Below are 26,227 nucleotides of genomic sequence, written 5' to 3'. Positions count from 1 at the left end.
CCTCCTGTCAGACGGCCTGAAGCCGGTCGAGACCGGAGACCGCCGGCCGGCCGGTCAGTCGTGCCGGCCTGAGCTCGATCTCACCGATCACGGTGTCATCCGGAGCCTCCAGCGCCCAGCGCACCGTCCGGGCCACGGAGAACATCCCCATTTTCAGCGGGGAGTCGTCCCCGGGCAGGTTGGCGATCGCTCCGGGGCTGACGAGCGTGGTGCACACGCCGTGCACCCGCTCCTCCAGCAGCAGCACCTCGGCGATCGCCTTCAGCGCCGACTTGGTCGCGCAGTACGCGGCTCCGCCTTCGAAGAACCGGCTGCCCGCGTGACTTCCCATCAGGACGATCCGGCCGCCGCCGGCCCGCAGGTGAGGAAGGGCCGCCTGGGTCAGCGCGAGCACCGATGTGAGGTTGACGTCGACCGCCTCCCGCCACTGGTCGAGAGGCAGCGACCCGACGGCGCCCAGGGACCGCACCACGCCGTTGGCCACCACTGCATCCAGGGTGCCCGCCTCCTCGGCGGCCTGGTTCACCGCCAGGCCGACCGTCTCCGGATACCGCAGGTCGCAATGGACATCCCGCAGCCAGTCAGGATCGGTCGGGGTGCGCCCCAGGGCCCACACACGCCAGCCCGCCGTATGCAGAGTCTCGGCGATGGCCCGGCCGGTGCCCCGGTTGGCGCCGGTCAGCACCACGGTGCGGCCGGCGCTCCGCTCCGCCGCGGTCATCCCCGGACCCTGTGCACCAGGTCGGTCCAGGCGTCGATGATGGCCGCCGGATCGGCCCCCTGGCGGAACAGGTCCTTGTCCAGCGGCCGTCCGGCTTCGTCGCGCAACCGCATGCAGTCCGGGGAGATCTCGGAGTTGATGACGGGCACCCCCTCCGCGCCAACCCCCATGATCAGGCAGAAGTCCCACAGATCGAGGGGCGCCAGCCAACTCCGCAGGCCCTCGTTGCACTCCAGCGCACACTGCCGGAACGCTTCGACGTCCCAGCCGCCGGCCCGCAGATAGTCCTCGCCGATCGGCTGGTCCTCCGGATCGGTCCGGTAGTCGAACTTCACCACCGGCGGGCTGAACCGGTAGCCCTCCGCGAACAGTCCGGGGTACTTGCGGACCGTGGATCCGGTAGCGATGTTCTTCACGATGACCTCATACGGAGGCGCGGGTACGTAATCAGCCCGGTAGCTGATGTCCCCGAGCCGTTCCCGGAATGCCGTACGTACTCCTATGCCGGCGAGTCGCCCGGCGGCCGCCTCATAGAAATCAAGACGTAATTTGGCGGTCTCCGGGATTATTCCGTCCCGGTCATACGTGTAGCTGTGCAGACTCGCGATGAGTTCTATGTCGCAGGTGCCGTCGCTGTTTCGCCACAGCTTCTTGCTTCGGCCTTCGATGTCGGGCTGGACCTTGTGGGTCGGCATGGTTGCCCCTTTGCAGATTTGTAGTTGCTGCGGGCCTTTCCGAGATCCCGGCCGAGGCTACCCGGACCGGAACGGAATGGTCCAGGCGCATTTGCGAATGTACGGAAGCTGTACCGATTCTGTATGTGCTCGGGAGAGCCTGTCTCAGGCGCAAGATCAAAGCCACGTTCAAAAACGCACCAGGAGGTGTCAGCCGGAAATGACCCAGATGGAGACCGGTAGCGGGCATGGCCGCGAGCACATCCCGGAGGAGCTCCGGGGCAAGGTGCCCGGCCGTCACTACGGGACCGCCGGTACGAAGCTGCTGTTCGAGGACGAACGTACCAGGGTCTGGCTCCTGGAATTGGAACCCGAGGACGCCAGCGAGTGGCACGAACACCCGTGGGACTACGTATTCGTCGTGGACACCCCCGGAAAGGTGCGACTTGAGTACGAGGACGGGGAGATAGAAGACCAGGACGACTTCCTCGGTGATGTGGTGCACCGCCGCCGAGGTAAGCCGCACCGGCTGGTCAACAGGGGTGACCATCCCTATCGGAACGTCGTGATCGAATTCATAGGGCAGCGGCCCCCGCAGAGCTGGCCGCCGGCGGAATCCGCTTGAGTAAGTCTCAGCCGACATCTCAGGAGAAAACCATGAGCAGCATTGCAGAGTGGCTCGAAGACAATGTCACGACCGACAAGCGTGCGCTGGACTGGTACCGGGAGCCGGAGTGCGAGCCGCGCATCGTGCGGGCCTACCGCGAACTGCTGAGCGGTTATGAAATCGACACCTCGAAGATCCTGAAGACCACGGTTGAGGTCGAGGGTGAGCACGCCGGTGTGGTCCGGGTGCACGACATCAACTACTACTCGATCTGTGCCCACCACTTCCTGCCCTTCTACGGCAAGGTCTCGGTCTCGTACGTGCCGGGCGACCGGATCCTGGGCCTGGGCAAGTTCCCCCGCCTGGTGCAGGCGTTCAGCCGCAGGTTCCAGATCCAGGAGCACCTGGTGAAGGACATTGCCGAGGAGATCATGAGCTCGGGTGGCGCCCGCGCGGCAAAGGTGATCTCCACCGGACGCCACATGTGCATGTGCAGCCGGGGCCCGTCCGACCAGACGGCGATCACCGACACCTCCTATGTCACCGGCGACAAGGAGCTGTTCACCCGGTTCGGTCTCGACGCCTGACTCCCGGCCGCCTGCCGGCGCACCGACTCCGTGCGGCAGACACGCCAAAGGGCTGTCTGTCGCACGGACCCTCGTCCGGGTAATGGCGAGGAAGGGCACGGAAGACAAGGGAGAAGAGGATGCGACTCGATTTTCTGCCACCGGACGTCACCGACGACGGCGCCACCCACCACTACTGCCTGCACTGCCACGGTGAAGCGGTCGAGTGGCGTACTGAGGACGGCAGACGGTACTGCCTGTGCCACGCCTGCGGACGGGTAGCCGACCGGGCGGTGGTGGTGGATCCGGCCATCAATTGGTGGACGGCCGACGACGGCGAGTACTGGCACGAAACGGCGGGCGTGTTCGTCCAGGACTTCCGGGGGCGCTTCCTCTTCTTCGACCGTACGGCGTTCCCGTTCGGCCTGACGGTGCCCGCCGGCCATATGGAGCGTGGCGAGTCCCCCGAACGCGCGGCGGCCAGGGAGCTTGTGGAGGAGACCGGTATCGCCGCCGGCCCACTGGAGCATCTGGCGACCACTCCGATTCCGGGAGACGGATGCCGCCGTGGCGCCGACGCCCATCTGTGGCACGTCTACCGCCTGTTGTCGGACAGCGGCGAGGACTTCGGGGTGACCCTCGGGCCGGAGGGCACCGAGGCTGTGTGGCTCACGCCAGGAGAGGCACTGTCCCGCTCGGTCACGTATGCGGTGCGCCGTCTGCTCGACGACTACGCGGACCAACTGGCCGCTCATTGATGGCTGGTTCGGATCTTCTTCCGTGCGAACGGGCAACCAGCATTCGTATGATCGCCCAGACCGCAAGGGGTCGGCTGTGACGGTCGGCCTGCGAACAGCAGGAGCTATCTGTGCGCGATGACATACCGATACGGGCCGGCCGAAGGGAGTGGATCGGGCTTGCCGTACTCGCCCTGCCCACCATCCTCATCGGCTTAGACATGACGGTGCTGCACCTCGCCGCACCGCAGCTGAGCGAGAGCCTGCAGCCGAGCAGCACCGAACTGCTCTGGATCGTCGACATCTACGGCTTCCTGGTCGCCGGCTTCCTCGCCACGATGGGCACTCTCGGCGACCGGATCGGCCGCCGCAGACTTCTGCTGATCGGTGCCGTCGCATTCGCCTGCGCGTCACTTGTCGCTGCCTATTCGGTGAATGTCGGCATGCTCATCGTGGCCCGCGCCCTGCTGGGCGTGGCCGGGGCCACCTTGATGCCCTCGACTCTCTCCCTGATCAGCAATATGTTCCGCGATGCCGGACAGCGCCGCTTCGCCATCGCGGTGTGGATGACCAACTTCAGCATCGGCGGAATGATCGGCCCGCTGATTGGCGGCGTGCTGCTGGAGCACTTCTGGTACGGCTCGGTTTTCCTCCTCGGTGTGCCGGTGGGTCTGGTTCTCCTGGTCGCCGGCCCGATACTGCTGCCGGAGTCCCGCAGCCCGAAGGCCGGGCGCCTGGATGCGGCCAGCGTGGTGCTGTCCATCGGCACGGTCCTGCCAGTGGTGTACGGGTTCAAACAACTCGCCCAGGACGGCGTCCAGGAAATGCCGTTCGTGGCTGTTGGCGCCGGGCTGGTCATCGGCGTGGTCTTCGTCCGCAGGCAGTTCCGGCTCACCGACCCGATGCTCGACCTCAAACTCTTCTCCCGTCCGGCATTCGGGCTGTCGCTGGGGGCACAGACCATGGGCCTCTTCGTGCTGACGGGCACCCAGTTCTTGATCATGCAGTACTTCCAGTTGGTGTTGGGACTGCCTCCACTGGAGGCCGGGTTGTGGGCGTTGCCTGCGATGACCGCAGGGGTCGTCGGCACCTTGCTGGCCCCGGCGGTGGCAAACCGGATCCGTCCCGGGTGGGTCATGGCAGGGGGTTTCGCGTTCTCGGTCGCCGGACTGGTGATGATCTCCCAGGTCACCGCCGAGTCCGGACTCGCCCTGGCGGCCATCGGGTTCTCGATCCCGGCCTTCGGCATCTCGGCGGCGCTTGCCCTGACGAACGACGTGATCATCAGCAGCGTGCCTCGCGAACGTGCGGGCAGTGCCTCGGGGATCGGGGAGACGGGCGCCGAACTCGGCAACGCTCTGGGCGTAGCCGTTGCCGGATCCGTCGCCGCGGCCGTCTACCGCTCCCAGATGGACACCGGCTCGCTCCCGTCCGGCATTCGTCCGGACCTGGTCGAGGCCGCTCGGTCAACTCTGGGCGGTGCCCACGGGGTGGCCCGGCAACTGCCCGGTGACCTCGGCGCCAAGCTGCTGGGTATGGCTCGGAGCGCGTTCACTCATGGGGTCAGGATGGCGGCGCTCGTCGAGATCGGCATTCTGGCCGTGCTGGTGCTCATGAGTCTTGCCCTGCTGCGCCGACAGGCCCCCGACCTTGACGAGGTCGAGTTGCTGCCACCACAGCCGGATCTCCCTGAGGCCGTACGGGAAGGCCGTTAGGCGCCTCTGAGGGGCCTTGCTCATTCCCCTGGCTTTTCCAAAATTCGCGATAGTCCGGGCAGATCGCGCCGGGAGACCTGTCGCGATCATTGAATACGAAGCGAAAAGAGCCAAAGAAAGGTACGGGGGCTGTGAAGTTCGGCATTCTTGGACCTGTTGTGATGGGTACGAATGATTCCCCTCTGCCAATTGGCGCTCCCCGGCAGCAGGTTGTACTCGCCACTCTTTTGCTGGGCGCCAACCACCTGGCGGCGACCGATTATCTGGTGGAGTGCGCTTGGTGGCAGGAGCCTCCGCCTTCGGCGACGGTCAATGTCCGGGGGCACATCGCGGGACTGCGCCGCCTGTTGCGCGACGCCGGTGAGCCCGAGGACCGGCTGACCACACATGCCGGTGGCTATGCCCTGCGGGTCGAAGCCGATGAACTGGATCTGTCCACGTTCATGGAGGAGTTACGACTGGGAGACCAGGCGCTGGCCCAGGGCGCAGTAGCGGAAGCAGCTGAGCGCTTCACGGCGGCACTGCAAGTCTGGCGGGGCAGGCCTCTGGAGGGACTGTCCCTGGGGGTGCCGCTCCGGGCGGAACTGGAGCGGCTGGGGGAACTGCGGCTGCTTGCCATCGAGCGCTACGCGCAGACTCAGCTCGATCTTGGCCAGCCGGACACCCTCGTCCCGGAACTACAGGCCCTCACCACTCAGCACCCCTTCCGCGAACGGCTCTGGGAGCTGTTGATCAAAGCACTGCACCGGACGGGACGGCAGGCAGAGGCGCTGGCCACGTACACACGTGTGCGCCGCATCCTGGCTGAGGAACTGGGCGTCGACCCGATGGAGCAGCTCCGACGGCTGGAGGAAATGATCCTGCGCGGCGACCCCGACCTCGGGGCACCCGCAGGCCCGGTCGAGCCCTTCTCGGCCTGCCAGGCGCGTCTGCCGGGGATCAGGGCCAAACGGGTCGCGTTCCCAGGAGGGCTCGGGTAGCGCCCGCCGGCCACGGACCACCTCATCTGCGTGTACCCCGGGCCACCGCGCCGAGAAGGTGAGACGTCGTCAAAGCCGGGTTCGCCGCAAGGTGGGCGCCCTGCGTGGGGCCGCACCGCCGTTGCCGGTGCGGCCCCACGCCTGTGGGTGCTCAGGCGCTGTGCTGCGTGAGGAAGTCGGTGATGAGCTGCCGCCATTCCTCGGGGCGTTCGACCATCGGCAGGTGGCCGGTGGCGATTTCCGCGAGCTGGGCGTCGGGGATGGTGTCGGCGAGCTGCCGGTGCAGGCGGGTGGAAGTGAACCAGTCCTGCGTGGTGGAGATGACCAGGGTGGGTGCCTGGATGCCCGGCAGGTCGTCGCGGACGTCGATCCGGGGGGCCAGCTCGGCGTGCTCGGGGGTGCCCTCGGCGATGCTGGCGGCGGTGAACCCTATGGCCTGCTGGAGCTGCTCGTCCGGCATCGCCTCCAGCGCGTCGGCGCCCAGGGCCATCATCGTCAGGTACTCGGCCAGCAGTTCGCGGTTGCCCGACTCGGCCAGCTTGCGCCAGATCGGCAGGGCGAGCACCAGCCGGTTGTCCCGGTGGGGGAAGGTCGCGGTCAGCACGAGGGCGGTGACGCGCTCGGGGTGGCGGGCGGCCGCACGGACGGCGACCGGGCCGCCGAGGGAGTAGCCGGACACCGCGAAGGTCTCCAGGCCCTCGGCGACGGCGGCGGCGACGAGCTGATCGGCCAGGTCGTCCAGCGACAGCGGCGTGGTGGAGCGGGGAGTGCCGCCGCTGCCGGGGTAGTCGACACCGACCACGGTGTGGTGGGCGGCCAGGCCGTCCAGGATCGGGCCGTAGGTGCCGGCGATGCTGCTGCCGGCACCGTGGGCCAGGGCCAGGCCGGGACCGGAGCCCACGACGGTACGGGCGAAGGTGGCTTCGGGCAGGGTGCGTGCGGACACGGGGGTTACCTTCCTTGCGGTGTAACAGAGCGTGCGGGTGCGCTGCCGCGACCAGGAGCGGATCTGCTCCAGGGCGGGCAGCAGGGCCCGGCCGTCGGCGGTGAGCGTGTAGATGGCGGGCCCGGGCGGGAGTTGGGTGTGCGTGACGAGCCCGGCCTCGACCAGTTCGCGCAGCCGGTCGGCGAGCAGCTTGGTGCTGATGCGCGCGATGGCGGTGCTCAGTTCGCCGTAACGGGCGGGGCGGGTGGCGAGGGTGTGGAGGATGATCCCGGTCCACTTCTGGCCGAGGACCTCGAACGCGGCGGTGAGGTCCGCGTCGGCCGTCAGCGGCACGGGGTGGGGCCGGGCTGCCATGGGTCTCGCGGTCCTGCGTCCTTGGTGAGGGGCATTCGATCGGTGGGTGTGCGGGTGGGTGGGCCGCAGCCGGCCGGGGGTGCCGACTGCGGCCCGGCCGCCTCGCCCGCTCCGGCGAGCGAAGCGGCGGCCAGGGGCCAGCCGGTCAGGGGCCAGCCGGTCAGGGAAGGAGCACGACCTTGCCCCGGTTGCGCCGGGCCTCGATGTCACCGTGTGCGGCGGCGGCCTGGCCGAGCGGATAGGCGCGCCATACGGGGAGATCGAGCTCGCCGGCGGCGGCCAGTCGCACCAGCTGCGACAGCGACTCGTCGGCCGGGTCGGCACTGCCGGCGCTGAAGCGGACGCCGTGCTGCGCGGCGGACATATCGGCGATGGTGATGACCTGTTGGCTGTCACCGGTCAGGGCCACGGAGTCGGCGAGCACACCGGCCCCGGAGGCGTCGAAGACGGCGTCGACTCCCTGAGGAGCCGCGGCCCGCACCCGCTCCACCCAGCCGTCGCCGTAGCGGACCGCGGTGGCCCCGAGCGCGGTGACACGCTCGATGTCGTGCTCACCGACCGTGCCGACGACGGTGATCCCGCGGGCGGCGGCCAGCTGCACCGCGACGGTCCCCACGCTGCCCCCGGCGCCGTGGACGAGCAGGGTCTGCCCCTCCTTCGCGCCCAGCTGCCGCAGCACCCGGAACGCGGTCCGGCCGACCGTGACCAGCGAGGCGGCGACCTCCCACGACAAGGCCCGCGGCTTGGCCACCGGCCGGTCGATCAGGGCGTATTCGCCGTAACTGCCGCCGACCGCGGCACCGAGCACCTCATCGCCCACGGCCGCGTCGGCCCCCTCGCCGACGGCATCGACGACACCGGCCGCATCCAGGCCGGGGATCACGGGAAAACGGGCCGGGGCGGCCTTGGCCATCAGACCGGACCGGATCTTGAGGTCAAGAGGGTTCACGGAGGCGGCCCGCACACGGATCCGGACCTGGCCCGGTCCCGGCTCCGGCGTGGTGACCTCCGACAGTCGCAGCACCTCGGGTGCGCCGTACGCGGAGAAGGTGATCGCTTGGGACATCGCAAACTCCCAGGTAGGGACGGGTGGTGGAGTGGGGAACCGCGCTCGGCGTCGCACATCGAGCGGCTGCCTCGGCGGGATCGCCGCTCAGGCGGGGAGAGCGGGAAGGGTGGGGTAGTCGGTGTAGCCGCGGTGATCGCCCCCGTAGAAGGTGGCCTTGTCGGCGGCGTTGAACGGACCGCCGGAGGCCAGACGCCGCGGCAGGTCGGGGTTGGCCAGGAACAGCGAGCCGTAGGCCACCATGTCCGCGCTGCCGTCCTCGATCAGCCCCAGCGCGTCGGGACCGGTGACGTTGGGGTACGTGAACGGGTTGAGGACGAACGTGCCGGGCCAGACCTTGCGCAGCCGCGGGGTCAGCTCGCGGTTCGGCCCCTCCATCAGGTGCAGGTAGGCCAGGTCCAGGCCGGCGAGCCGGTCCAGCAGCGCGAGATAGACCTCGTCCGGGTCGTCCTCGGAGATGTCGTTGAACTGGTTCCCGGGCGAGATCCGCAGGCCGACCCGGTCACTCCCGATGGCCTCGGCCACGGCGGTCACGACCTCGACGGCGAACCGGATCCGGCCCTCGGTGTCGCCGCCCCAGCCGTCGGTGCGGAGGTTGGTGTTGGGAGCGAGGAACTGGTGGATCAGGTAGCCGTTGGCACCGTGCAGCTCCACACCGTCGAACCCGGCCGCGACCGCGTTACGGGCCGCGACGGCGAACTCGTCGATCGTCTGCCGGATCTCCGCCTCGGTCATCTCCTTCGGCGTGACGAACTCCTTGGGCCCCTCATGGGTGAAGACCTGGCCCTTGGCGGTCACCGCCGACGGCCCCACCGGGACCAGCCCGTCGGGCAGCAGGCTGGGGTGGCCGATCCGGCCGGTGTGCATCAGCTGCGCGTAGATCGCACTGCCCTCACGGTGTACGGCGTCGGTCACCGTCCGCCACGCCCGCACCTGCCCGGCCGTGTGCAGACCCGGGGTGTCGGGGTATCCCTGGCCGAGCAGTGAGGGCTGGATGCCCTCGGTGACGATCAGCCCGGCGCCGGCCCGCTGCGCGTAGTACGTCGCCATCAGCTCGGTCGGCTCGGCGCCCGGCCCGTAGGCGCGGCTGCGGGTCATCGGCGCCATCACCAGGCGGTTCGCCAGGTGCTTGTCGCCCAGGACGATCGGATCGAAAGCAGTGGTCATGGTCTCTTCCTCGGGAGTCGTGATGTGCCGCGCCACGGGCGCTCGGGGAGCCCGCCGACGCGAATGCCTGTCTGAACAAGTAAATCACCTGTCCGAACAAGTAATGACCCCGATTCCCTTCCCGCTTTCTCATGTGAAGCACGCAACACGTTGCTACCTGCGCGTATGTGCCCTGGTGGCGACGTAGGCCTGATGGCCTAGGGCTAGGGAGGTAGGGTTACGCTGCCCAAACAGGAAAGTGAGATTCAGATGACGCAGTCCATGCCGGAAGCCGGGAAGGGCCCCGCGGGCATCGGGGAGGAAGCCACCGTCCCGGTACCGGCCGCGGCCAGTGGCGGACCGGTCAGTCACGCGATCTTCCGCCTGGCCCGTCTGCACCGCATGTTCGCCGGACAGCTCCTGCGCCGGATCGGCCTGCACCCCGGTCAGGAGCTCGTCATGATGCACCTGTGGGAACTCGGCCCCCAGCGGCAGACCGACCTGGTGCGCCTGATGGACTCCGACGCCGCCACCATGACCCGCACCGTCCGCCGCCTGGAACAGGCCGGCTTCGTCCGCCGCCGCCCCTCACCCACCGACAAACGCGCCTCCCTCATCGAACCCACAGCAGCCAGCCACGCCCTACGCCACCAGGTCGAACGGGTCTGGACTCACCTGGAGGCACTCTCGACGTCGGGCCTGACCGACGAGCAGCGGACGGAGGCCCTGCACACGCTGGAACGCCTGGAGCAGAACCTGGTCCGGGCAGCGGCTGAGGGCGCTGACGCGGCGGGTGAGGGCGGGGAGGGGTAGCGCTTCGGCGGTGGAGGAAGGGATCCCTCGGAGGGGCAGCCGTACGAGCTTTAGGGCAACGGGCGCTGCCAGGGGGCGGGGTCGTAGCCGCACGGCCGGACCAAGTGGCCTACAAGCTCGCACCTGTTCAGAGGTACGGCTCACGGGGCGCCCTCTTAGTCGCCCCTGCCGGCGCCCGGGAAACTTCTCCGCGCATTCACCGCAGCCACCCGCAGAACCCCGGTGGCAGCCGGACAGCACCGGACCCTCACCTTCGCGATCGCCGGGGTCGGTCCGGCTCTTTTGTGTGTGCGGCCACACCTGTCCTGACCAGCAAAAAGACCCTCCCGATGGGAGGGTCTGTCGTGGCGCCCCCGGCAGGACTCGAACCTGCGGCCAAGTGCTTAGAAGGCACCTGCTCTATCCACTGAGCTACGGGGGCCGGGTGTGGACGTGGATCACGGACCGCGGACAAGGATAGAGGTCCGGGTGCCTCGTCCCGGTTGCTTCACCTCCGTGGCACGTTGTGGAGGTTCGGTGAAGCGGTCCCGATAATCGCAGGCAGGTACGAATCCTGCACCGCTTTTGGCGCCTCGTGCGGCGGGTGTTGTGCACTCGTTATGCCTGCGCCTCACTTGTCGCGGACGTCTCGCGCGCCACTTATCCCGTTCTGTAGGGGTTCTTGCGGCGCGCACAAGGGGTTATACGCTTCAAAAACCCAACGAAATTGGGCATTCTGCACATGTGGCGACCTTGGACGTACGACCCCGGCTGATCGACGCACTGTCCGTTCTGCGCGACCGCGTCGACGCCGCACGCTTTCCACTGCCACTCCGGGGCGCTGCCCGCGCCCGGCGCAACCGGGCCGAGCTGCTCGCCCAGCTCGATGACTATGTGATTCCCCGTCTGCGCTCTCCTCAGGCCCCGCTGCTCGCGGTGATCGGCGGATCGACCGGTGCGGGCAAGTCCACGCTGGTCAATTCGCTGGTCGGGCGGCGGGTCTCGGAGGCCGGGGTGCTGCGCCCGACGACGCGTACGCCGGTGCTGGTCTGCCATCCAGACGACCTCCACTGGTTCGCCGGACCACGCGTCCTGCCGCAGCTCGCCCGGGTGTGGGTGCCCGAGCAGGATGACGGCGGCGAGGGCGCGTATGCGGCGGGTGGTGGGCGTGGGACGGGCGGCGGGCCCGGCGCCCGTATGGCGCATGGGTCCTGTGCGGGTCATACGCCTCACGGGGGACACCGGGAGGCACATGCGGGGCATGGGCCGGGTGCGGGCCCGGAGGGCCATGGTGGCGCGCATGGGGCGGTGGGCGTTTGTGGGGTGGGAGCGGAGCGTAAGGCGTCCGAGCTGTTTGTGGAGGAGGAGGCGGCGGGGGCCGCGGAGGGGCATGGATATGGGGCCGCGGTGGGTGAGGCCGCGGCTGGTGAGGGCTATGGGGCGTACGGCGGCGGGGGTGGCGGGAGCGGCGTAGGGCTCGGGAGGGACGGGGGCGGGGCCGAGGCGGGGATGCTGACGGTGCGGATCGAGACGGATCCGGCGCTGCCCAGTGGGCTGGCGCTGCTGGACGCGCCGGACATCGATTCGCTGGTCGCGCGGAACCGGGAACTGGCCGCCGAGCTGATCTGCGCGGCGGATGTGTGGGTGCTGGTCACCACGGCCGCCCGGTACGCGGACGCGGTGCCCTGGCATCTGCTGCGTACGGCCAAGGAGTACGACGTCACGCTGGTGACCGTCCTGGACCGGGTGCCGCATCAGATCGCCACCGACATCTCCGGGCGGTACGCCGAGCTTCTCCAGCGGGCCGGGCTCGGCCACGTCCCGCGGTTCACCATTCCCGAGCTGCCCGAATCGGCCGGCGGAGGGAGCGGGCTGCTGCCCGCCACGGCCGTCGCGGCGCTGCGGGGCTGGCTGGAGCGGCACGCCCAGGATCCCGTCGCCCGCGCCGCCGCGGCGGAGCGTACGGCCGCCGGGGTGATCGCCTCGCTGCGCAGCCGGATGCCCGCACTGGCCGGGGCCGCCGCCGCGCAGCACGCCGCGGCGCTGCGGTTGGCCGGCCGGGTCGAGGAGGCGTACGAGCGGGCCGCGGAGCGAGTACGTCGGGAGGTCGCGGCCGGTGAGGTGCTGTCCGGGGACGCGCGCGCCCACTGGCGTGACCATGGGCTCGACGGCCGGTCGGACGAGCTGCTCGACGCCCTGACCGACGGGCTCACCTCGTTGCTGACCTGCGCCGTGGACGAGGCCGACGAGCGGGCCGCGGAGGCCTGGCGGCGGGATCCCGCGGCGGCCGAGGTCTCGCTGACGGCCGCCGCGGGCGCCTCGGGTGCGGGCGGCCGGCTCGGGGTGATCGTCCGGCGCTGGCGGCGCTGCCTGGAGGAGCTGGCCGAGGAGGAGACCCGCGAGGCGCGCGCCGGACAGGCCGGGGAGCGTGCGGGGTCGGTGGAGCCGGAGGAGTCGGCGGCGCTGCTGGCCACCGCCCTGCTCGGCGGCCGTCGCGCCCGTACGGCGGGCGAGAACCTCGCCGACCTCTTGGGGGCGCAGACCGCGCTGCGGCTCTGTGAGCGGGGCGGCCGGCTCCTGGCCACGTATCTGGAGCGCGCGCTGGACGGTGAGCGCGAGCGGCGGCTGGCTCCCCTGGACCAGCTGACCGTGCCACTGGACCAACAGCCGGAGCTGATTGCGGCGCTGTCCGTATTGCAGAGGGAGAAGCAGCGGGAGACGGAGAACGAACCGCGGCAGGAGCAGCGGCAGACGGACGAGCGGGCGAGGGCGATGCAGAAAGAGGAGGTGTCGGGGTGAGCGATTCCGAGCTGGCTGGTTCCGGGGAGGGCGCGGGGAACAACGGGCGGGGGATGGCGGAGGGGAAGCCTGGCGGTGCGGTGGGGGAGGGCGTGATGCCGGGTGAGGGCGTGGTGTTGAGGACTGGGGTGGGGTCGGTGGCCGGTAGTGCGCCGGTGGTGGGTGAGTCGCTGGTGGCGGGTGGGGTGGCGGCTGGGGGAGAGCGGAGGCCGGGGGAGTCGCGGGCGATGGGGGCGGTGGTGACGGGGGTGTCTCCCGTGGAGGGGGAGGCAGTGGTGGGTGCAGGGGCTGAGGTTCCTGAGGCTTCTGAGATTCCGGTGTCTTCTGGGGAGTTGGTGGGGGCTGTGGAGCCGCGGGGGGCTCAGGGGGCCGTGGTGGTGGAGGCGGAGCAGGAGTCCGGAGTGGCTTCGGGGATGGCTGCGCAAGAGGCAATGGTGGGTGGGGCGTGGGATGACGGGTTGATTGCGCGGCGGGCGCGGGGTGCGGGTGTGCCCAGGCCAGGGACGCGAGGGGAGCCGTCTGCAGGGGCAGGTGTGGCGGCGGGTGTGGGTGCGGCGGCCGGTGCCTCGGTCGGGGCCGGTGCCGAGTCAGGTGTGCGGGCGGGCGGTGCGTCCTCCGCCGAGGGGGCCGGTGCCGGTGCTACCCGTACTGCGGAAGCCCGTATCGCGGAGGCCCGTACGGCGGCAGCTCATGGCAGGGGATCCCGTATGGAGAGGGCGCGTGGCGAGGGCGCGCGTGGCGCGTTCCGTGCCGATCCGCGTATGGAGGCGATGGTTCAGCCGCGTTTGCCGGCCGAGATGGAGAGCGGCGTTTGGGGCGCGTACCGGTGGGTCGCGGATGGGGGGCGGCGGGCCGCGGGGGGCGGGCTGCGTGGGCGGCTGGATGCGTTGCGGGAGTTGATCGCGCTGTCCCGGACCCGGCTGGACGGGCGGACGCTGGAGGGGGCGGGCCGGGTGCTCGAGACGGCGGACGAGCGGTACCGGCTGTCCGGTGAGCACACCGTTGTGGCCATCGCGGGGGCGACCGGCAGTGGTAAGTCGTCGCTGTTCAATGCGCTGGCCGGGGCGAATCGTTCACAGGTCGGGCCGCGGCGCCCGACGACCGCGGAGCCGGTGGCCTGCGTCTGGCCGGGCAGCCGGCCGGGCGCGGACGGGCTGCTGCACCGGCTCGGCGTGCCCGCCCACCGCCGGCACGTCCCGGCCGACGGCAGCACAGAGCTGCGCGGACTCATCCTGATCGATCTGCCCGACCACGACTCCTCGGCCACCGAGCACCGCGCCCAGGTGGACCGGATGCTGGAGCTGGTGGACGCGGTGATCTGGGTGGTGGACCCGGAGAAGTACGCGGACGCGGTGCTGCACGAGCGCTATCTGCGGCCGTTGGCGGGCTACGCCGAGGTCATGTTCGTGGTCCTCAACCAGGTGGACCGGTTGCCCGGGGACGCCGCCGACCAGGTGGTGGACGATCTGCGCCGGCTGCTGGACGAGGACGGGCTGGCGCTCGGCGAGCACGGGGAGCCCGGCGCGGCGGTGCTCGCGCTGTCCGCGGCGACCGGCCGTGGCGTGGGGGAACTACGGGAGGCGCTCGGCCAGTTCGTCGCGGAACGGGGTGCGGCGGACCGGCGGCTGGCGGCGGATGTGGACGCGGCGACCGAGCGGTTGCGTTCGGCGTACGTGGCACAGAACGGGGTCGGGCTGACCGAACGGGCCCGCGCGGAGTTCGACGACCGTTTGGCGGAGGCGGTGGGGGCGGTGGCCACCGGGCGGGCGGCGGAGCGCGATTGGCTGCGGTACGCGGAGCGCGCCTGCGGGTCTCCCTGGTCGCGGATGCGGCGGTGGCGGTGGCGCGGGAGTCGGCGGGGGCCTGGTGCCTTCGGGGCGGGGGCGAACGATGGATGGATGACGGGAGCGGGGGCGACTGGAGCGGGAACTACGGGGGCGGGGGTTGGCCGGGGAGGAGAGCGCGCAGGTGCCGGGCAGACGGGAGCCGGGCGGACCGATGAGGGGTGGATCGGTGCGGCGCGGGGCCGTAGGGGGCGGGCGGGAGCGAGGTGGAGCCGGGACGGGCGGGCCGCCATGGGGCAGGTCTGCGCGGGGCACGGGGAAGCCACAGGGACCGGCACGGGGTGGACGGGAACGGGGCGGGCCCGTCTTGGACGGAACGGTGAGGGGCCCGAGGGGCTGACGGCTTCCGGGCGGAGCGGCACGCGGCAGGGCCTGGTGGAGCGGCCGTGGGCGGCCGGGCATCCGGGGGCCGGCGAGGCCGGGGCCGGTGAGGTGGCTGCGTCGGCGGTGGACGGCCGGGCGGCGGCCCGCCCGGTGGTGGAGCACGCCGTCCGCACGGTGGCCGCCGAGGCGGCGCACGGATTGCCGGCGCCCTGGGCCCACGCGGTGCGGGAGGCGGCGGACCGCGGTGCCTACGGGCTGCCGGAGGCGCTGGACAAGGTGGCGGCGGATGCCGAAGAGGCCCTACGGGGCGGACCGGCCGTGAAGCCGCGTTGGTGGACGGTTGCCGCCTCGTTGCAGGGCATGTTGACCGTCCTCCAAGTCGTCGGTGTGCTGTGGCTGCTGGGCGCGATCACGGGCGTGGGCGATGCGACGGCCTGGATCTCCGGGCTGCTGCCCGCGGTTCTCGGGTCGGTGGGCGGGCCGGCGCTGGCATGGATGTGCCGGGTGGTGGCGCGCGGACCGGCCCGCCGTTACGGGCAGGACGCCGAGCGGCGGCTGCGGAGTACGGCGGCGGCGTGCGGGCGGGCACGGGTGCTGGAGCCGGTCGCCGCCGAGCTGCTGCGCTATCGCGAGGTGCGGGAGCAGTACGCGGTGGCCTCGGGCGTGTGACGGGGGAGGGAGCGGAGCAGCAGGGAGCGGCGCAATGGTCGGGGGGCGGGAGTTGGCGGCTGATGGGGGGATGGGGACGGCCGGGGGGCGGGGCGGTAGAAGACAGTGACCCCGGGCTGTGAACACCCCCGCCGTCGTCCCCTTCTCTCCCCCTTCCGGGTGGCCGAGTTGTCCACAGTCGGCCTGCCGTCCACACGCCGCCGCGGCGCTTGCCGGATCCGTGCAGCATGAGGTCAACGCAACGCGAGCGGTACGCGGCGAGAGCGACCGCCGGACACGGGGGAGGCGTAGCAGGTGAACGACACGATGGTGACGTTGGTGGGGAATGCCGCGACGGCGGTGGAGCACCGGCAGACGGTGGCGGGTGTGACGGTGGCGAGGTTCCGGCTGGCGGCGACGTCCCGCCGGTGGGACAAGGCACAGGAGCGCTGGACCGACGGCGAGACGAGCTTCTACACGGTCCGGTCGTGGCGTGGGCTCGCCGACAATGTGGCGGCGTCGGTGGCGGTGGGTGAACCACTCATCGTCCAGGGACGGTTACGGCTGCGGGAGGGGGAGCAGCCGCCCGAGAAGGGCGGGCAGCGCTGGTTCTCGGCGGAGGTCGACGCCGTGGCGATCGGCCACGATCTCACGCGGGGCACCGCCGCCTTCCGAAGGGTCCTCCGGGCGGTACGCACGGGGGCGGATGGCCCTTCCGCCCCGACTCAGCAACCCTCCACAGCGCAGGGGCCCTCTCCGGCGCCCGCTCCCTCTCCGCCGACAGGACCTTCCACAGCACCGGAACCCTCCCAGCCAGGGCAGTTGGCCCCGTCACCGCAATCGCCCCCGGCTCCGCATACCTCCCCGGCATCGGACTCGCTCTCGCCACCACCACCGCATCCATCTCAATCGCCCCCGTCTGCAACCGCGTCTCCGTCCCCCTCTTCACCCTCCCCGCAACGATCGCGACCGCCGCACCGCACTCCACCGGCGCAACAAGACTTATGGGAAGGCCCATTGCCCGAATCCGGTACGCGGACGACCCCTAAGGCACCGACTGCAGCCGACTCTCCAGCGGCAACCAGCACTCCAACCAACTCTCCAACCGACGCCGACCCGCCAACGGATGCCAAGGCGCGGACAGTCGGTGAAGCACGGCCGGCCTCCAGGCTCCGGACAGGCGCCAGAGAGCGGCGAGTTCTCAAGGAGCAGCGGGCCGCCGAGGGCTCCACGGCCGCCAAAACGCCTGCGACCAGCGGGATTGCAGCTGGCGCCGGGGGTTCGGGGGGCTCCGCCGTATCGTCTTCGTCCGTGCCTCATTCGCCGGGGAAGGTGACTGTGCCCTGAAAAGTTCTGGTGATTTGTCGACAATGTCAGGTCAGGGTGCTCGTGGTCGGTAACGATTGCGATTCGGATCGCTTATGGGATGCCATTACTGGGGACCCTGATGCACCTGCTCCATAAGATCCGACAAGTACTCACGGGGGCTGACGTGTTCGGCTGTTGAGTTCTTTGGGATCTTTCCGGCGAGGCAACCTCTCCCACTCGACCGCCTCGCCCAGAGGGGAATTTCATGCTTTCGATAAAGAGGCGGGGCGCAGCCCGCCTTGCCGCTGCGGTCATGGCCTCCGGCCTGGTCGCGGCGGGTGCGATAGCCACCGCGGGGCCTGCCGCGGCGGACGAGACGACCCCCGCCCATGGGGGTGCCACCGCCACGCTCGGCGGTCTGAAGACCTTCGACCAGGCGGTCGTGCACAACGACGGAGGGGACCAGCGCGTCGGCGCCGGCCTCTTCGAGATGGCAGTCGACAACGGCGGCACGCTCCAGACGTACTGCATCGACATCCACAACCCGACGCAGCAGCAGGCGAAGTACCAGGAAGTGCCCTGGAGCGCCTCGTCGCTGCACAACAACGGGGACGCGGGCAAGATCCGCTGGATTCTGCAGAACTCCTACCCGCAGGTGAACGACCTGGCCGCGCTCGCCACCAAGGCCGGCGCCGGGAACCTCACCGAGAAGACCGCCGCGGCCGGCACCCAGGTCGCGATCTGGCGCTTCTCCGACCACGCCAAGGTGGACGCGGTCGACCCGGCGGCTGAGAAGCTCGCCGACTACCTCGAGAAGAGTGCGCAGAACGTCGCCGAGCCCAAGGCCTCGCTGACGCTCGACCCGCCGGCCGTCTCCGGCAAGTCCGGCAGCAAGCTCGGCCCGGTCACCGTGCACACCAACGCCGACAGCGTCACGATCTCCCCGGCCGCCGGTGTGCCTGCCGGTGCCAAGGTCGTCGGCAAGGACGGCAAGCCGGTCACCAGCGCGACCGACGGCACCCAGCTGTTCTTCGACGTGCCCGCGGGCGCCGCGGACGGCAGCAGCTCGCTGACCGCGCAGGCCGCCACCAAGGTCCCGGTCGGCCGTGCCTTCACCGGCATCGGTGAGCACGCCAAGAGCCAGACCCAGATCCTGGCCGGCTCCAGCGAGTCCACGGTCTCCGCGGCCGCCTCGTTCTCGTGGAAGAAGCAGGGCGCCATCCCCGCGATCACCGCGGAGAAGAACTGCGCCAAGGGCGGCGTGGACGTCACGGCGAGCAACAAGGGCGATGAGGCGTTCCGCTTCCAGCTCTCCGGCAAGGACTACGAGATCGCGCCGGGCAAGTCGCAGACCGTGACCGTGCCGGTGGCCGAGGACCAGCCGTACGACATCACGATCAAGGGCGAGGGCGGCTTCAAGAAGTCGTTCTCCGGGGTCCTGGACTGCAAGACCGCCGGCAGCGGCGGCGGCAAGCCCTCCAGCCAGCCCAGCCCGGCCTCGGTCGGTGGCAGCACCGGCGGGGACAAGGGCGGCGACCTCGCCGAGACCGGTTCCAGCAACGCCACCCCGATGATCGCGGGCATCGCGGTCGTCCTCGTCGTGGTCGGCGGCGCGGCGGTGTTCTTCCTCCGTAAGAAGAAGGCCGGCACCCCCGCCCAGTAACACCCGGCGGCCGGTGACCCCCGGCGTCCGGTCATACCCGGTGACCACTCGGTGACCCGAGGGTGAGCCGCCGACGGCCCCGGAGCGCAGCAGCGCTCCGGGGCCGTCGGCGTTCGCGCAGGCGTCGGCACCCACCCCGCCTCCGGCCCCCGCTGCCCAGCAGCCGACGTACGGCGGGCACGGCCGGTCCGACGTATGAAGGGGTGGTCCGGGCGCGACACATCGCGGCCGGCCGATCAGCCGGGCTCACATACAGCGGGCGGGGCGTGTCCGGCATGCAGCCCGCACAGCCGGAGCCCGCCCCGGCCCCGGAGCCCGCCCCCAGGTCATCAACGCTGACAGACGGCGATGAAGTGGACACAGGGGTGTGGCAGGTCGGGGGCTGAGCAGGGGTGTGCTGACCTACTCGTTTCCGCCTGAGCGCAGGCGTACGGCAAGATGGGGTGTATCTGCCCTCCCACGGTTGCCGCGCACGATGGCCCGGGGGCGGTGCCGCACAGACCCTGATCGATCCAATCTGCCGGACGGTTTCTCTTGGCTGAGTACATCTACACGATGCGCAAGGCGCGCAAGGCGCACGGCGACAAGGTCATCCTCGATGACGTCTCGCTGAGCTTCCTGCCTGGCGCGAAGATCGGTGTCGTGGGTCCCAACGGCGCCGGTAAGTCCACGGTGCTGAAGATCATGGCCGGTCTTGAGCAGCCGTCGAACGGTGACGCGTTCATCACCCCGGGCTTCACCGTAGGCATGCTCCTCCAGGAGCCGCCGCTGGACGAGTCCAAGACGGTGCTCCAGAACGTCCAGGACGGCGCCGCCGAGATCATGGGCAAGCTCCACCGCTTCAACGAGGTCGCCGAGCTGATGGCGACCGACTACTCCGACGCGCTGATGGAGGAGATGGGCAAGCTCCAGGAGGACCTTGACCACGCCAACGCGTGGGACCTGGACACCCAGCTGGAGCAGGCCATGGACGCCCTGGGCTGCCCGCCCGGCGACTGGCCGGTCACCAACCTCTCCGGTGGTGAGCGCCGCCGCGTCGCGCTGTGCAAGCTGCTGCTGGAGGCCCCCGACCTGCTGCTCCTCGACGAGCCCACCAACCACCTGGACGCCGAGTCCGTGCAGTGGCTGGAGCAGCACCTCGCGAAGTACCCCGGCACCGTCGTCGCCGTCACCCACGACCGGTACTTCCTCGACCACGTCGCCCAGTGGATCTGTGAGGTCGACCGCGGCCGCCTGCACGGCTACGAGGGCAACTACTCCAAGTACCTGGAGACCAAGCAGACCCGTCTCAAGGTCGAGGGCCAGAAGGACGCCAAGCGCGCGAAGCGTCTGAAGGAAGAGCTGGAGTGGGTCCGCTCCAACGCCAAGGGGCGGCAGGCCAAGTCCAAGTCGCGTCTGGCGCGTTACGAGGAAATGGCCGCCGAGGCGGACAAGATGCGGAAGCTGGACTTCGAGGAGATCCAGATCCCGCCGGGCCCGCGTCTGGGCAATGTCGTCGTCGAGGTCGACAAGCTCAACAAGGCCTTCGGCGAGAAGGTCCTCATCGACGACCTGAGCTTCACCCTGCCGCGTAACGGCATCGTCGGCGTCATCGGCCCGAACGGCGCCGGCAAGACCACGCTGTTCAAGATGCTCCAGGGCCTGGAGACCCCGGACTCCGGCGACATCAAGGTCGGCGAGACCGTCAAGATCTCCTACGTCGACCAGAGCCGCGAGAACATCGACCCCAAGAAGACCCTGTGGGCCGTGGTCTCCGACGAGCTGGACTACATCAACGTCGGCCAGGTCGAGATGCCCTCGCGCGCCTACGTCTCCGCGTTCGGCTTCAAGGGCCCGGACCAGCAGAAGCCGGCCGGGGTGCTCTCCGGTGGTGAGCGCAACCGCCTCAACCTGGCGCTGACCCTCAAGCAGGGCGGCAACCTGCTGCTCCTCGACGAGCCGACCAACGACCTCGACGTCGAGACCCTGTCGTCGCTGGAGAACGCGCTCCTGGAGTTCCCGGGCTGCGCCGTGGTCGTCTCCCACGACCGCTGGTTCCTCGACCGAGTCGCCACGCACATCCTGGCGTACGAGGGCGAGTCCAAGTGGTTCTGGTTCGAGGGCAACTTCGAGTCGTACGAGAAGAACAAGGTCGAGCGCCTCGGTGCGGACGCGGCCCGTCCGCACCGCGCCACGTACAAGAAGCTCACCCGGGGCTGACCGGCGTGCGACACCTCTACTCCTGCCCCCTGCGCTGGTCGGACATGGACGCGTTCGGCCATGTCAACAACGCGGTATTCGTCCGCTACCTCGAAGAGGCGCGGATCGACTTCATGCGCCGGCTGGCGCCGGGGGACGGCAGCCCGTCGTTCACGGGCGGCTCGGTCGTCGCCCGGCACGAGATCGACTATGTGCGGCCGCTGGTCCACCGGCACGCGCCGGTGACCGTCGAGTTGTGGGTGAAGAAGATCAGCGCCGCGTCGATGACAGTCGGCTACGAGGTCAAGGACGAGGACACCCTCTACCTGCGGGCCTCGACCGTCGTCGTGCCGTACGACTTCACCGAGGAGCGTCCCCGCCGCCTCAGCGCGGAGGAGAAGGCGATCCTGAAGGAGTATCTGGACGACGCCGCGCATCAGGGGGGATCCGCCGCGGTATGACGGCGCTGCACCTGGCTGACGCGGGGGAGGCGGCGGATCTCGCCGCCTTCCTCGCCCGCCTGATCCACTACGACCGCGCTGCCGCGGTACGGCTCCAGGCCGGCGGCGGGGTGCTCGCCGTCTTCGGCCGTCCGCCGTCCTTCGAGGTGCTGGCGATCCGTACGGCCCGGCTCGCCGACGACACCGACCTGGACCGTACGGTCTCGGCCGGTGAACTCCTCGACGGCGTGGCCGAATCGACGGGTGTGCTGACCGTGCCCGCCGCCGTCACCGGTCCGCCGTGGACCGGGCTGCTGCCGCCGCGCGGCGGCTGGCAGCGGGTGCCGGGGCTGCCCGCGCCCGAGGCGCTGGTGCGTGCGGTGGCCGCCGCGGTCGCCGAATTCCGCGCCCGTGACGAGGCGTTGCCGCCGCAGCACCGCACCCGCACCGAACGGGACCGCATCGGCCGGGAGATCTGGTCGCGCACCCTCGGCGACACCCATCTCCCGCTGCGCGCCGCCCATGCCGCGCAGTCGCTGGGCTTTCTGCGGCCGGTACGGGCCGGGGCGCTGGCCGGCCGCGGCACCGCTCCGGGCGCCGGATCCCCGCAGCCCGAACACCGGCCGCTGAGCCTGCTGTCCACGGGCGGCTGGCTGCGGCTGAGCACCCCGTACGGGTCGATCGCCGTACGCACCGGCGGCCCGACGGGGCTGACCGGGCTGTCGGGCCTCACGGTCACGCCGCTCTGACGACGCCCCGCGCCCTGATGCCCTAACCCCCACCCCCACCCCCGTCCCCGACCTCGTCCCGCCCCCGGGCCGCCCCGTCCGCCGTGTGGTCCGGCCAGACCCCGATGTGGTCGCTTTCCAGTTCCAGCAGGACGCGGTGGGCCATGCCCGGACGATCCGTACCTTCAGCGGCCGGCCGTTGACCGGCACCTCGACGAGGGAGCCGGTCCGCGATCCGCTGTCGCGCAGGAACTTCTCGGTGGCGACGGCGGCGAGCGGCGGGCGGGCGGCGTGCGCGGCGGTGATCCGCACCGTCGTCACCGCGGCTCCCCAGTCGTCCAGCCTGGCGCCGGTGTCGTACGTCTGGGACAGCAGCCCGCCGCCGGGGACCTCTGCCCCGTCCGCCCGGGGTCCGGACGGCTCGCCCGCCGAGGTGCTCTCGTCGGTGATCCGCGTCTTCCAGGCAAGGGCGGCGGGCGCGGTGAGGGGCCGGGACGGACCGCGGCCGGGGCGGCCAGCAGCAGCGACTCGGCCAGGGCCAGTCCCGCGATCCGCCGCCGGGAGCCGCCACGGGCCCGCAGCAGCGCCGTCTCGCCCGCCCGCTCGGTGCGCAGCATCCGGGAGACCAGCAGCAGTGCGTAGCCCGCGAGCAGGATCAGTTGCAGCGCGACGATCAGGATCGTCGAACGGTTCACCAGCAGCGCCCGCCGTAACTTCCCCAGTGCGTCGGGCAGATCGGTGGTGACGGTGGCCCGGCCCGCGAACGCCGGATCCGCCATCAGCGCCTTGGGCGCCGGACCCGCCGCGGCGGCCAGCGGGGCCAGCCGGTCCGCGGTCAGCGAGCGGAAGTCGGCGGTGGCGAGCCAGCCCACCGTGTCCGGGGCCGGGGACCCGCCGCGGAACGCCGCCGGATCGGTGAGCAGCGGCCCGTACGTGGTGAACCCGGCGGTGCGCACCCCGCGCCCGCCGAGGTCGTCGAGCGTCCAGTACGGGTCGGTGCGGTCCTTGGGCCGGTAGACGCCGGTGACCTCGACGGCCAGCCGGGACGGGCCGGACAGCCGGTTGTCGAGGGTGAACGGCCGGCCGGGCGCGACCCCCAGCCGGGCCGCCGCGGCCTCCGGCAGCGCGACGGGCACCCGGCCGTGCGCGGCCGGGCCGGGCCAGTGGCCGGCGGTGAGGGTCAGACGGGAGCGGTCCAGGGCCGCGAGGTGGGTGAGATCCGGCTCACCCGTGCGCGCGCCCGGCGACCGCAGCGCGCGGGGGAGGGCGTACGGCCCGGAGCGGACCAGGGTGCGCACCGTGAACGGCAGCCCGTCGAAGGCCCGCCGGGCACCCCGGGCGACCGCACGGTCCGCCGGTCCCCTTGCGCTGGTGGGCAGTTGGGCCTTCACCTGTAACGCGGCGGCCGACGCGGCGCGGGTCCGCAGCGCCTGTCGCAGCCCCGCGTCCCCGATCGCGCCGGAGAAGGCGGCGAGCGTCGTCAGCACGGTCGTGGTGAGCAGCACCGAGAGCAGGGCCGCGGCCAGCAGCAGACGGTGCGCCCGCACCCGCAGAAGGACAAAGCCGGACACGGACCCCCCTTACCGCGCTCAGCACCACACAGATGAACGAATGGTGGCAGACGCGCGGCGCGGGCGGAGGGGGCTGTGGAAAACCCTGGCCGGATCATGACGGTGAAGGCCCGGCGCGGGGCGGTGTGAGGTGCTTCTCAGTCCGCGGCGTTGATCATCGAGGCGGCGGCGTAGGTGAGGTAGTCCCACAGCTGGGTCTCGTGCTTCTCGGACAGGCCGAGGGAATCCACCGCGTCCCGCATGTGCCGCAGCCAGGCGTCATGGGCGGCCCGGTCGACGGTGAACGGGGCGTGCCGCATCCGCAGCCGGGGGTGCCCGCGGCCGTCGCTGTACGTACGGGGGCCGCCCCAGTACTGCATGAGGAAGAGCGCGAGGCGCTCCTCGGCCGGACCCAGGTCCTCCTCCGGGTACATCGGCCGCAGCAGCGGGTCCTCGGCGACTCCCTGGTAGAAGCGGTGCACCAGGCGCCGGAAGGTCTCCTCGCCTCCGACCTGTTCGTAGAAGGTCTGCTCCTCGAGCGTGCCGCGTGGAATCTTGTTCACCCGTCCATGGTGGCAGACGCCCCGGCGGAGGACTCCGGTCGTAGGCCACGGCCGGAAATGCCGCCGGGGCGTGATCGGTTGATCACGCCCCGGGGTCGCTCACGACCGGTGGTGGCTCAGCCGCGGCGGACGGTCAGCGTCGTCCAGGCACCGACATGCACCCGGTCGCCCTCATGGAGCGGCACCGGCACATAGGGCTGGATCGGGTCCTCGGCGAGGTTGATCGTCGTGCCGTTGGTGGAGTTCTGGTCCACCACTGCCCAGCTGCCGTCCTGCTGCTGCACCAGCAGCGCGTGCTGGTGCGAGACGCCCGGATCCTCCGGCGCGCTGCCCAGATCGATGTCCGGGGACTCGCCGGTGCTGTTGCGGCGGCGGCCGACCGCGATCTGGCCGCTGGCGAGCGGCAGCACCTGCTCGGGGGAGTACGAGGGCAGGTTGAGTCCCGCCGCCTCCGGGCCGCTGCGGCCCATCATCGCCATGAAGTACTCACGGTCCGGTGCGACCGCCACTACCCAGCCGGCGCCGACGACCGGCGCCGGACCCTGCGGCGGTGCCGCGGGACCCTGGCCGGGACCGCCGTTCCACTGCTGGTCGGGGCCGGGCTGCTGCTGCATCTGCTGCTCGTACGGAGGCTGCTGTTGCTGCTGCTCATACGGGCCGGGCTGCTGCTGCTCGAACGGGGGCTGCTGCTCGTACGGCCCCGGCTGCTGCGGCGGGAACGGCGCGGGCGGCTGCTGCTGCTCGAACGGGGCCTGCGGGCCCGGGCCGGGCGGCGCGGGCGCCATCGGCGGGGGAGCGGCCTGGGCGCTCGGCGGGTTCAGCGTCCAGTCGTCGCCGCCCTGCTGCGGCGGGGGGCCGCCCTGCGGGCCGGGGCCGGGCATGCCGGGGGGCGGGCCGGGCGGGAAGCCGCCGGGGCCGGGACCGCCGGGCATGCCCTGCTGCTGCGGGGGCTGGGGCTGCTGGTGCTGGGGCGGCGGGAAGCCGTATCCACCCTGGCCGCCCTGCGGACCGGGGCCACCGAAGTCGCCGGGGCCGCCCTGCGGACCGGGGCCGCCGAAGTCGCCGTGACCGCCGGGGCCGCCCTGCGGGCCGGGGCCCGGCTGGGGCGGCGGGAACCCGTAGCCGCCCTGGCCGCCCTGGGTGCCGGGGCCGCCGTGGCCACCGAAGTCGGGGCCGGGGCCACCGGGCGGCGGGCCCGGCTGCTGGCCGGGCGGCGCGTAGGACATCGGGGAGTTGGTGAGGAAGTTGTAGCGGCACCCCTCACAGAACGGCGCCATCGCCTCACGCGGCGTACCGCACTGCGGGCAGGTCTCCGGCTGTCCACCGGGGCCGGGGCCGCCGGGCATGCCCTGCTGCTGCGGGGGCTGGGGCTGCTGGTGCTGGGGTGGCGGGAAGCCGTATCCGCCCTGGCCGCCCTGCGGGCCGGGGCCGGGCGCACCGGGGCCGCCGAAGTCGGGACCGGGAGCGCCGGGGCCACCCTGGGGGCCGGGTTGCGGCGGCGGGAAGCCATAGCCGCCCTGGGAGTCATGGCCGCCCTGCGGGCCGGGCTGCGCCGGGGGGAACCCGTAGCCGCCCTGGCCGCCCTGGGAGTCAGGACCGGGGCCACCGAAGTCGGGGCCGGGACCACCGGGCGGCGGACCGGGCTGTACCGGCGGCGGGCCGGGCTGACCCGGCGGAGGACCGGGCTGGCCGGGCGGCGGTGTGTTCAGGAAGCCGGCAGGCAAGGAGGGCGGCGGGGGGACAGCGCCCGCCATCCGCTGGCCGCACACCTCGCACCAGTCTTCGGCCACCGACTGGTGGCCGCTCGGGCAGGTCGGCATGTCGGTTCTTCCCCCTTCGTACCGATTTCATTCGGTGGTGCCGCTCGGTACTGTTCGT

General features: G+C 71.3%; 21 protein-coding genes, 1 tRNA gene and 1 pseudogene. 13 read left to right on the top strand and 10 right to left on the bottom strand.

Annotation, left to right across the window (positions count from 1 at the left end; genetic code table 11):
- Positions 1 to 7 precede the first annotated feature (7 nt).
- Complete coding sequence (locus QT196_RS14105; RefSeq protein ID WP_290355000.1) at positions 8 to 721, bottom strand: SDR family NAD(P)-dependent oxidoreductase; 714 nt, start codon at positions 719 to 721, stop codon at positions 8 to 10.
- Positions 718 to 1,416: a phosphoribosylaminoimidazolesuccinocarboxamide synthase gene (locus QT196_RS14100; protein ID WP_168479152.1), complete on the bottom strand. Its 699-nt coding sequence runs from the start codon at positions 1,414 to 1,416 to the stop codon at positions 718 to 720. The genes QT196_RS14105 and QT196_RS14100 overlap by 4 nt, the downstream gene beginning before the upstream one ends.
- 199 nt (positions 1,417 to 1,615) lie before the next feature.
- On the opposite strand from QT196_RS14100, the gene QT196_RS14095 reads away from it, so the two are divergent.
- From QT196_RS14095 to QT196_RS14075, 5 genes are all read left to right on the top strand, one after another.
- A complete protein-coding gene (locus QT196_RS14095) occupies positions 1,616 to 2,020 on the top strand; it encodes a cupin domain-containing protein (protein ID WP_168479151.1) in 405 nt (134 codons plus the stop codon).
- Positions 2,021 to 2,052: 32 nt separating this feature from the next.
- Positions 2,053 to 2,589 carry a GTP cyclohydrolase I gene (locus QT196_RS14090; protein WP_168479150.1) on the top strand — a complete coding sequence of 179 codons (537 nt, stop codon included), beginning with the start codon at positions 2,053 to 2,055 and terminating at the stop codon, positions 2,587 to 2,589.
- Positions 2,590 to 2,708: 119 nt separating this feature from the next.
- Positions 2,709 to 3,326, top strand: coding sequence for an NUDIX hydrolase (locus QT196_RS14085; RefSeq protein WP_266731071.1), 618 nt, complete (start codon positions 2,709 to 2,711; stop codon positions 3,324 to 3,326).
- 110 nt (positions 3,327 to 3,436) lie between these two features.
- Positions 3,437 to 5,020 (top strand): MFS transporter, encoded by a 1,584-nt coding sequence (locus tag QT196_RS14080; RefSeq protein ID WP_290354999.1) that lies wholly within the window; start codon positions 3,437 to 3,439, stop codon positions 5,018 to 5,020.
- 131 nt (positions 5,021 to 5,151) lie between these two features.
- Positions 5,152 to 6,000 (top strand): AfsR/SARP family transcriptional regulator, encoded by an 849-nt coding sequence (locus QT196_RS14075; RefSeq protein WP_290354998.1) that lies wholly within the window; start codon positions 5,152 to 5,154, stop codon positions 5,998 to 6,000.
- A gap of 151 nt (positions 6,001 to 6,151) precedes the next feature.
- Here the strand turns inward: QT196_RS14075 and QT196_RS14070 are convergent, their stop codons facing one another.
- The 3 genes from QT196_RS14070 to QT196_RS14055 all read right to left on the bottom strand — a co-directional run bounded on the left by QT196_RS14070 (position 6,152) and on the right by QT196_RS14055 (position 9,533).
- Entirely contained in the window at positions 6,152 to 7,300 is a 1,149-nt protein-coding gene (locus tag QT196_RS14070) for an alpha/beta fold hydrolase (protein WP_356948470.1), read from the bottom strand.
- A gap of 160 nt (positions 7,301 to 7,460) precedes the next feature.
- Positions 7,461 to 8,366: an NADP-dependent oxidoreductase gene (locus QT196_RS14060; protein WP_168479147.1), complete on the bottom strand. Its 906-nt coding sequence runs from the start codon at positions 8,364 to 8,366 to the stop codon at positions 7,461 to 7,463.
- A gap of 87 nt (positions 8,367 to 8,453) precedes the next feature.
- Positions 8,454 to 9,533: an alkene reductase gene (locus QT196_RS14055; RefSeq protein ID WP_290354997.1), complete on the bottom strand. Its 1,080-nt coding sequence runs from the start codon at positions 9,531 to 9,533 to the stop codon at positions 8,454 to 8,456.
- A gap of 249 nt (positions 9,534 to 9,782) precedes the next feature.
- On the opposite strand from QT196_RS14055, the gene QT196_RS14050 reads away from it, so the two are divergent.
- Positions 9,783 to 10,325, top strand: coding sequence for a MarR family transcriptional regulator (locus QT196_RS14050; protein ID WP_266731064.1), 543 nt, complete (start codon positions 9,783 to 9,785; stop codon positions 10,323 to 10,325).
- Between the two features lie 345 nt (positions 10,326 to 10,670).
- Here QT196_RS14050 and QT196_RS14045 read toward each other — a convergent pair.
- Positions 10,671 to 10,746: transfer RNA gene (locus QT196_RS14045), tRNA-Arg, on the bottom strand.
- A 302-nt stretch (positions 10,747 to 11,048) separates the two neighbouring features.
- Here QT196_RS14045 and QT196_RS14040 point away from each other — a divergent pair.
- From QT196_RS14040 to QT196_RS14010, 7 genes are all read left to right on the top strand, one after another.
- The gene (locus QT196_RS14040; protein WP_290354996.1) at positions 11,049 to 13,103 is read left to right on the top strand and encodes a GTPase domain-containing protein; all 2,055 of its coding nucleotides are present in this window, start codon (positions 11,049 to 11,051) and stop codon (positions 13,101 to 13,103) included.
- Positions 13,104 to 13,864: 761 nt separating this feature from the next.
- Positions 13,865 to 15,940 (top strand): YfjP family GTPase, encoded by a 2,076-nt coding sequence (locus QT196_RS14035; RefSeq protein ID WP_290356649.1) that lies wholly within the window; start codon positions 13,865 to 13,867, stop codon positions 15,938 to 15,940.
- A gap of 306 nt (positions 15,941 to 16,246) precedes the next feature.
- Complete coding sequence (locus tag QT196_RS39375) at positions 16,247 to 17,266, top strand: single-stranded DNA-binding protein (protein ID WP_323139123.1); 1,020 nt, start codon at positions 16,247 to 16,249, stop codon at positions 17,264 to 17,266.
- 226 nt (positions 17,267 to 17,492) lie between these two features.
- Positions 17,493 to 18,890: an LAETG motif-containing sortase-dependent surface protein gene (locus QT196_RS14025; protein ID WP_168479144.1), complete on the top strand. Its 1,398-nt coding sequence runs from the start codon at positions 17,493 to 17,495 to the stop codon at positions 18,888 to 18,890.
- A gap of 534 nt (positions 18,891 to 19,424) precedes the next feature.
- Entirely contained in the window at positions 19,425 to 21,089 is a 1,665-nt protein-coding gene (ettA, locus tag QT196_RS14020) for an energy-dependent translational throttle protein EttA (protein WP_266731057.1), read from the top strand.
- 5 nt (positions 21,090 to 21,094) lie between these two features.
- Positions 21,095 to 21,529 (top strand): thioesterase family protein, encoded by a 435-nt coding sequence (locus QT196_RS14015; protein ID WP_327226550.1) that lies wholly within the window; start codon positions 21,095 to 21,097, stop codon positions 21,527 to 21,529.
- The gene (locus tag QT196_RS14010) at positions 21,526 to 22,257 is read left to right on the top strand and encodes a hypothetical protein (protein WP_290354995.1); all 732 of its coding nucleotides are present in this window, start codon (positions 21,526 to 21,528) and stop codon (positions 22,255 to 22,257) included. The genes QT196_RS14015 and QT196_RS14010 overlap by 4 nt, the downstream gene beginning before the upstream one ends.
- Before the next feature lie 22 nt (positions 22,258 to 22,279).
- On the opposite strand, the pseudogene QT196_RS14005 reads toward QT196_RS14010, so the two are convergent.
- The 4 genes and pseudogenes from QT196_RS14005 to QT196_RS13990 all read right to left on the bottom strand — a co-directional run.
- Positions 22,280 to 22,405: pseudogene (locus QT196_RS14005) on the bottom strand (ABC transporter ATP-binding protein); the annotation flags it as partial.
- A 148-nt stretch (positions 22,406 to 22,553) separates the two neighbouring features.
- Positions 22,554 to 23,807, bottom strand: coding sequence for a hypothetical protein (locus QT196_RS14000; protein ID WP_356948469.1), 1,254 nt, complete (start codon positions 23,805 to 23,807; stop codon positions 22,554 to 22,556).
- A gap of 137 nt (positions 23,808 to 23,944) precedes the next feature.
- The gene (locus tag QT196_RS13995) at positions 23,945 to 24,349 is read right to left on the bottom strand and encodes a globin (protein WP_168479142.1); all 405 of its coding nucleotides are present in this window, start codon (positions 24,347 to 24,349) and stop codon (positions 23,945 to 23,947) included.
- Between the two features lie 116 nt (positions 24,350 to 24,465).
- Positions 24,466 to 26,169, bottom strand: coding sequence for an FHA domain-containing protein (locus QT196_RS13990; RefSeq protein ID WP_266731051.1), 1,704 nt, complete (start codon positions 26,167 to 26,169; stop codon positions 24,466 to 24,468).
- Positions 26,170 to 26,227: the final 58 nt, after the last annotated feature.

The organism is Streptomyces sp. P9-2B-2 (genome assembly GCF_030406865.1).
GTDB lineage: Bacteria > Actinomycetota > Actinomycetes > Streptomycetales > Streptomycetaceae > Streptomyces > Streptomyces platensis.
This window is presented reverse-complemented; position numbering and strand designations above follow the sequence as displayed.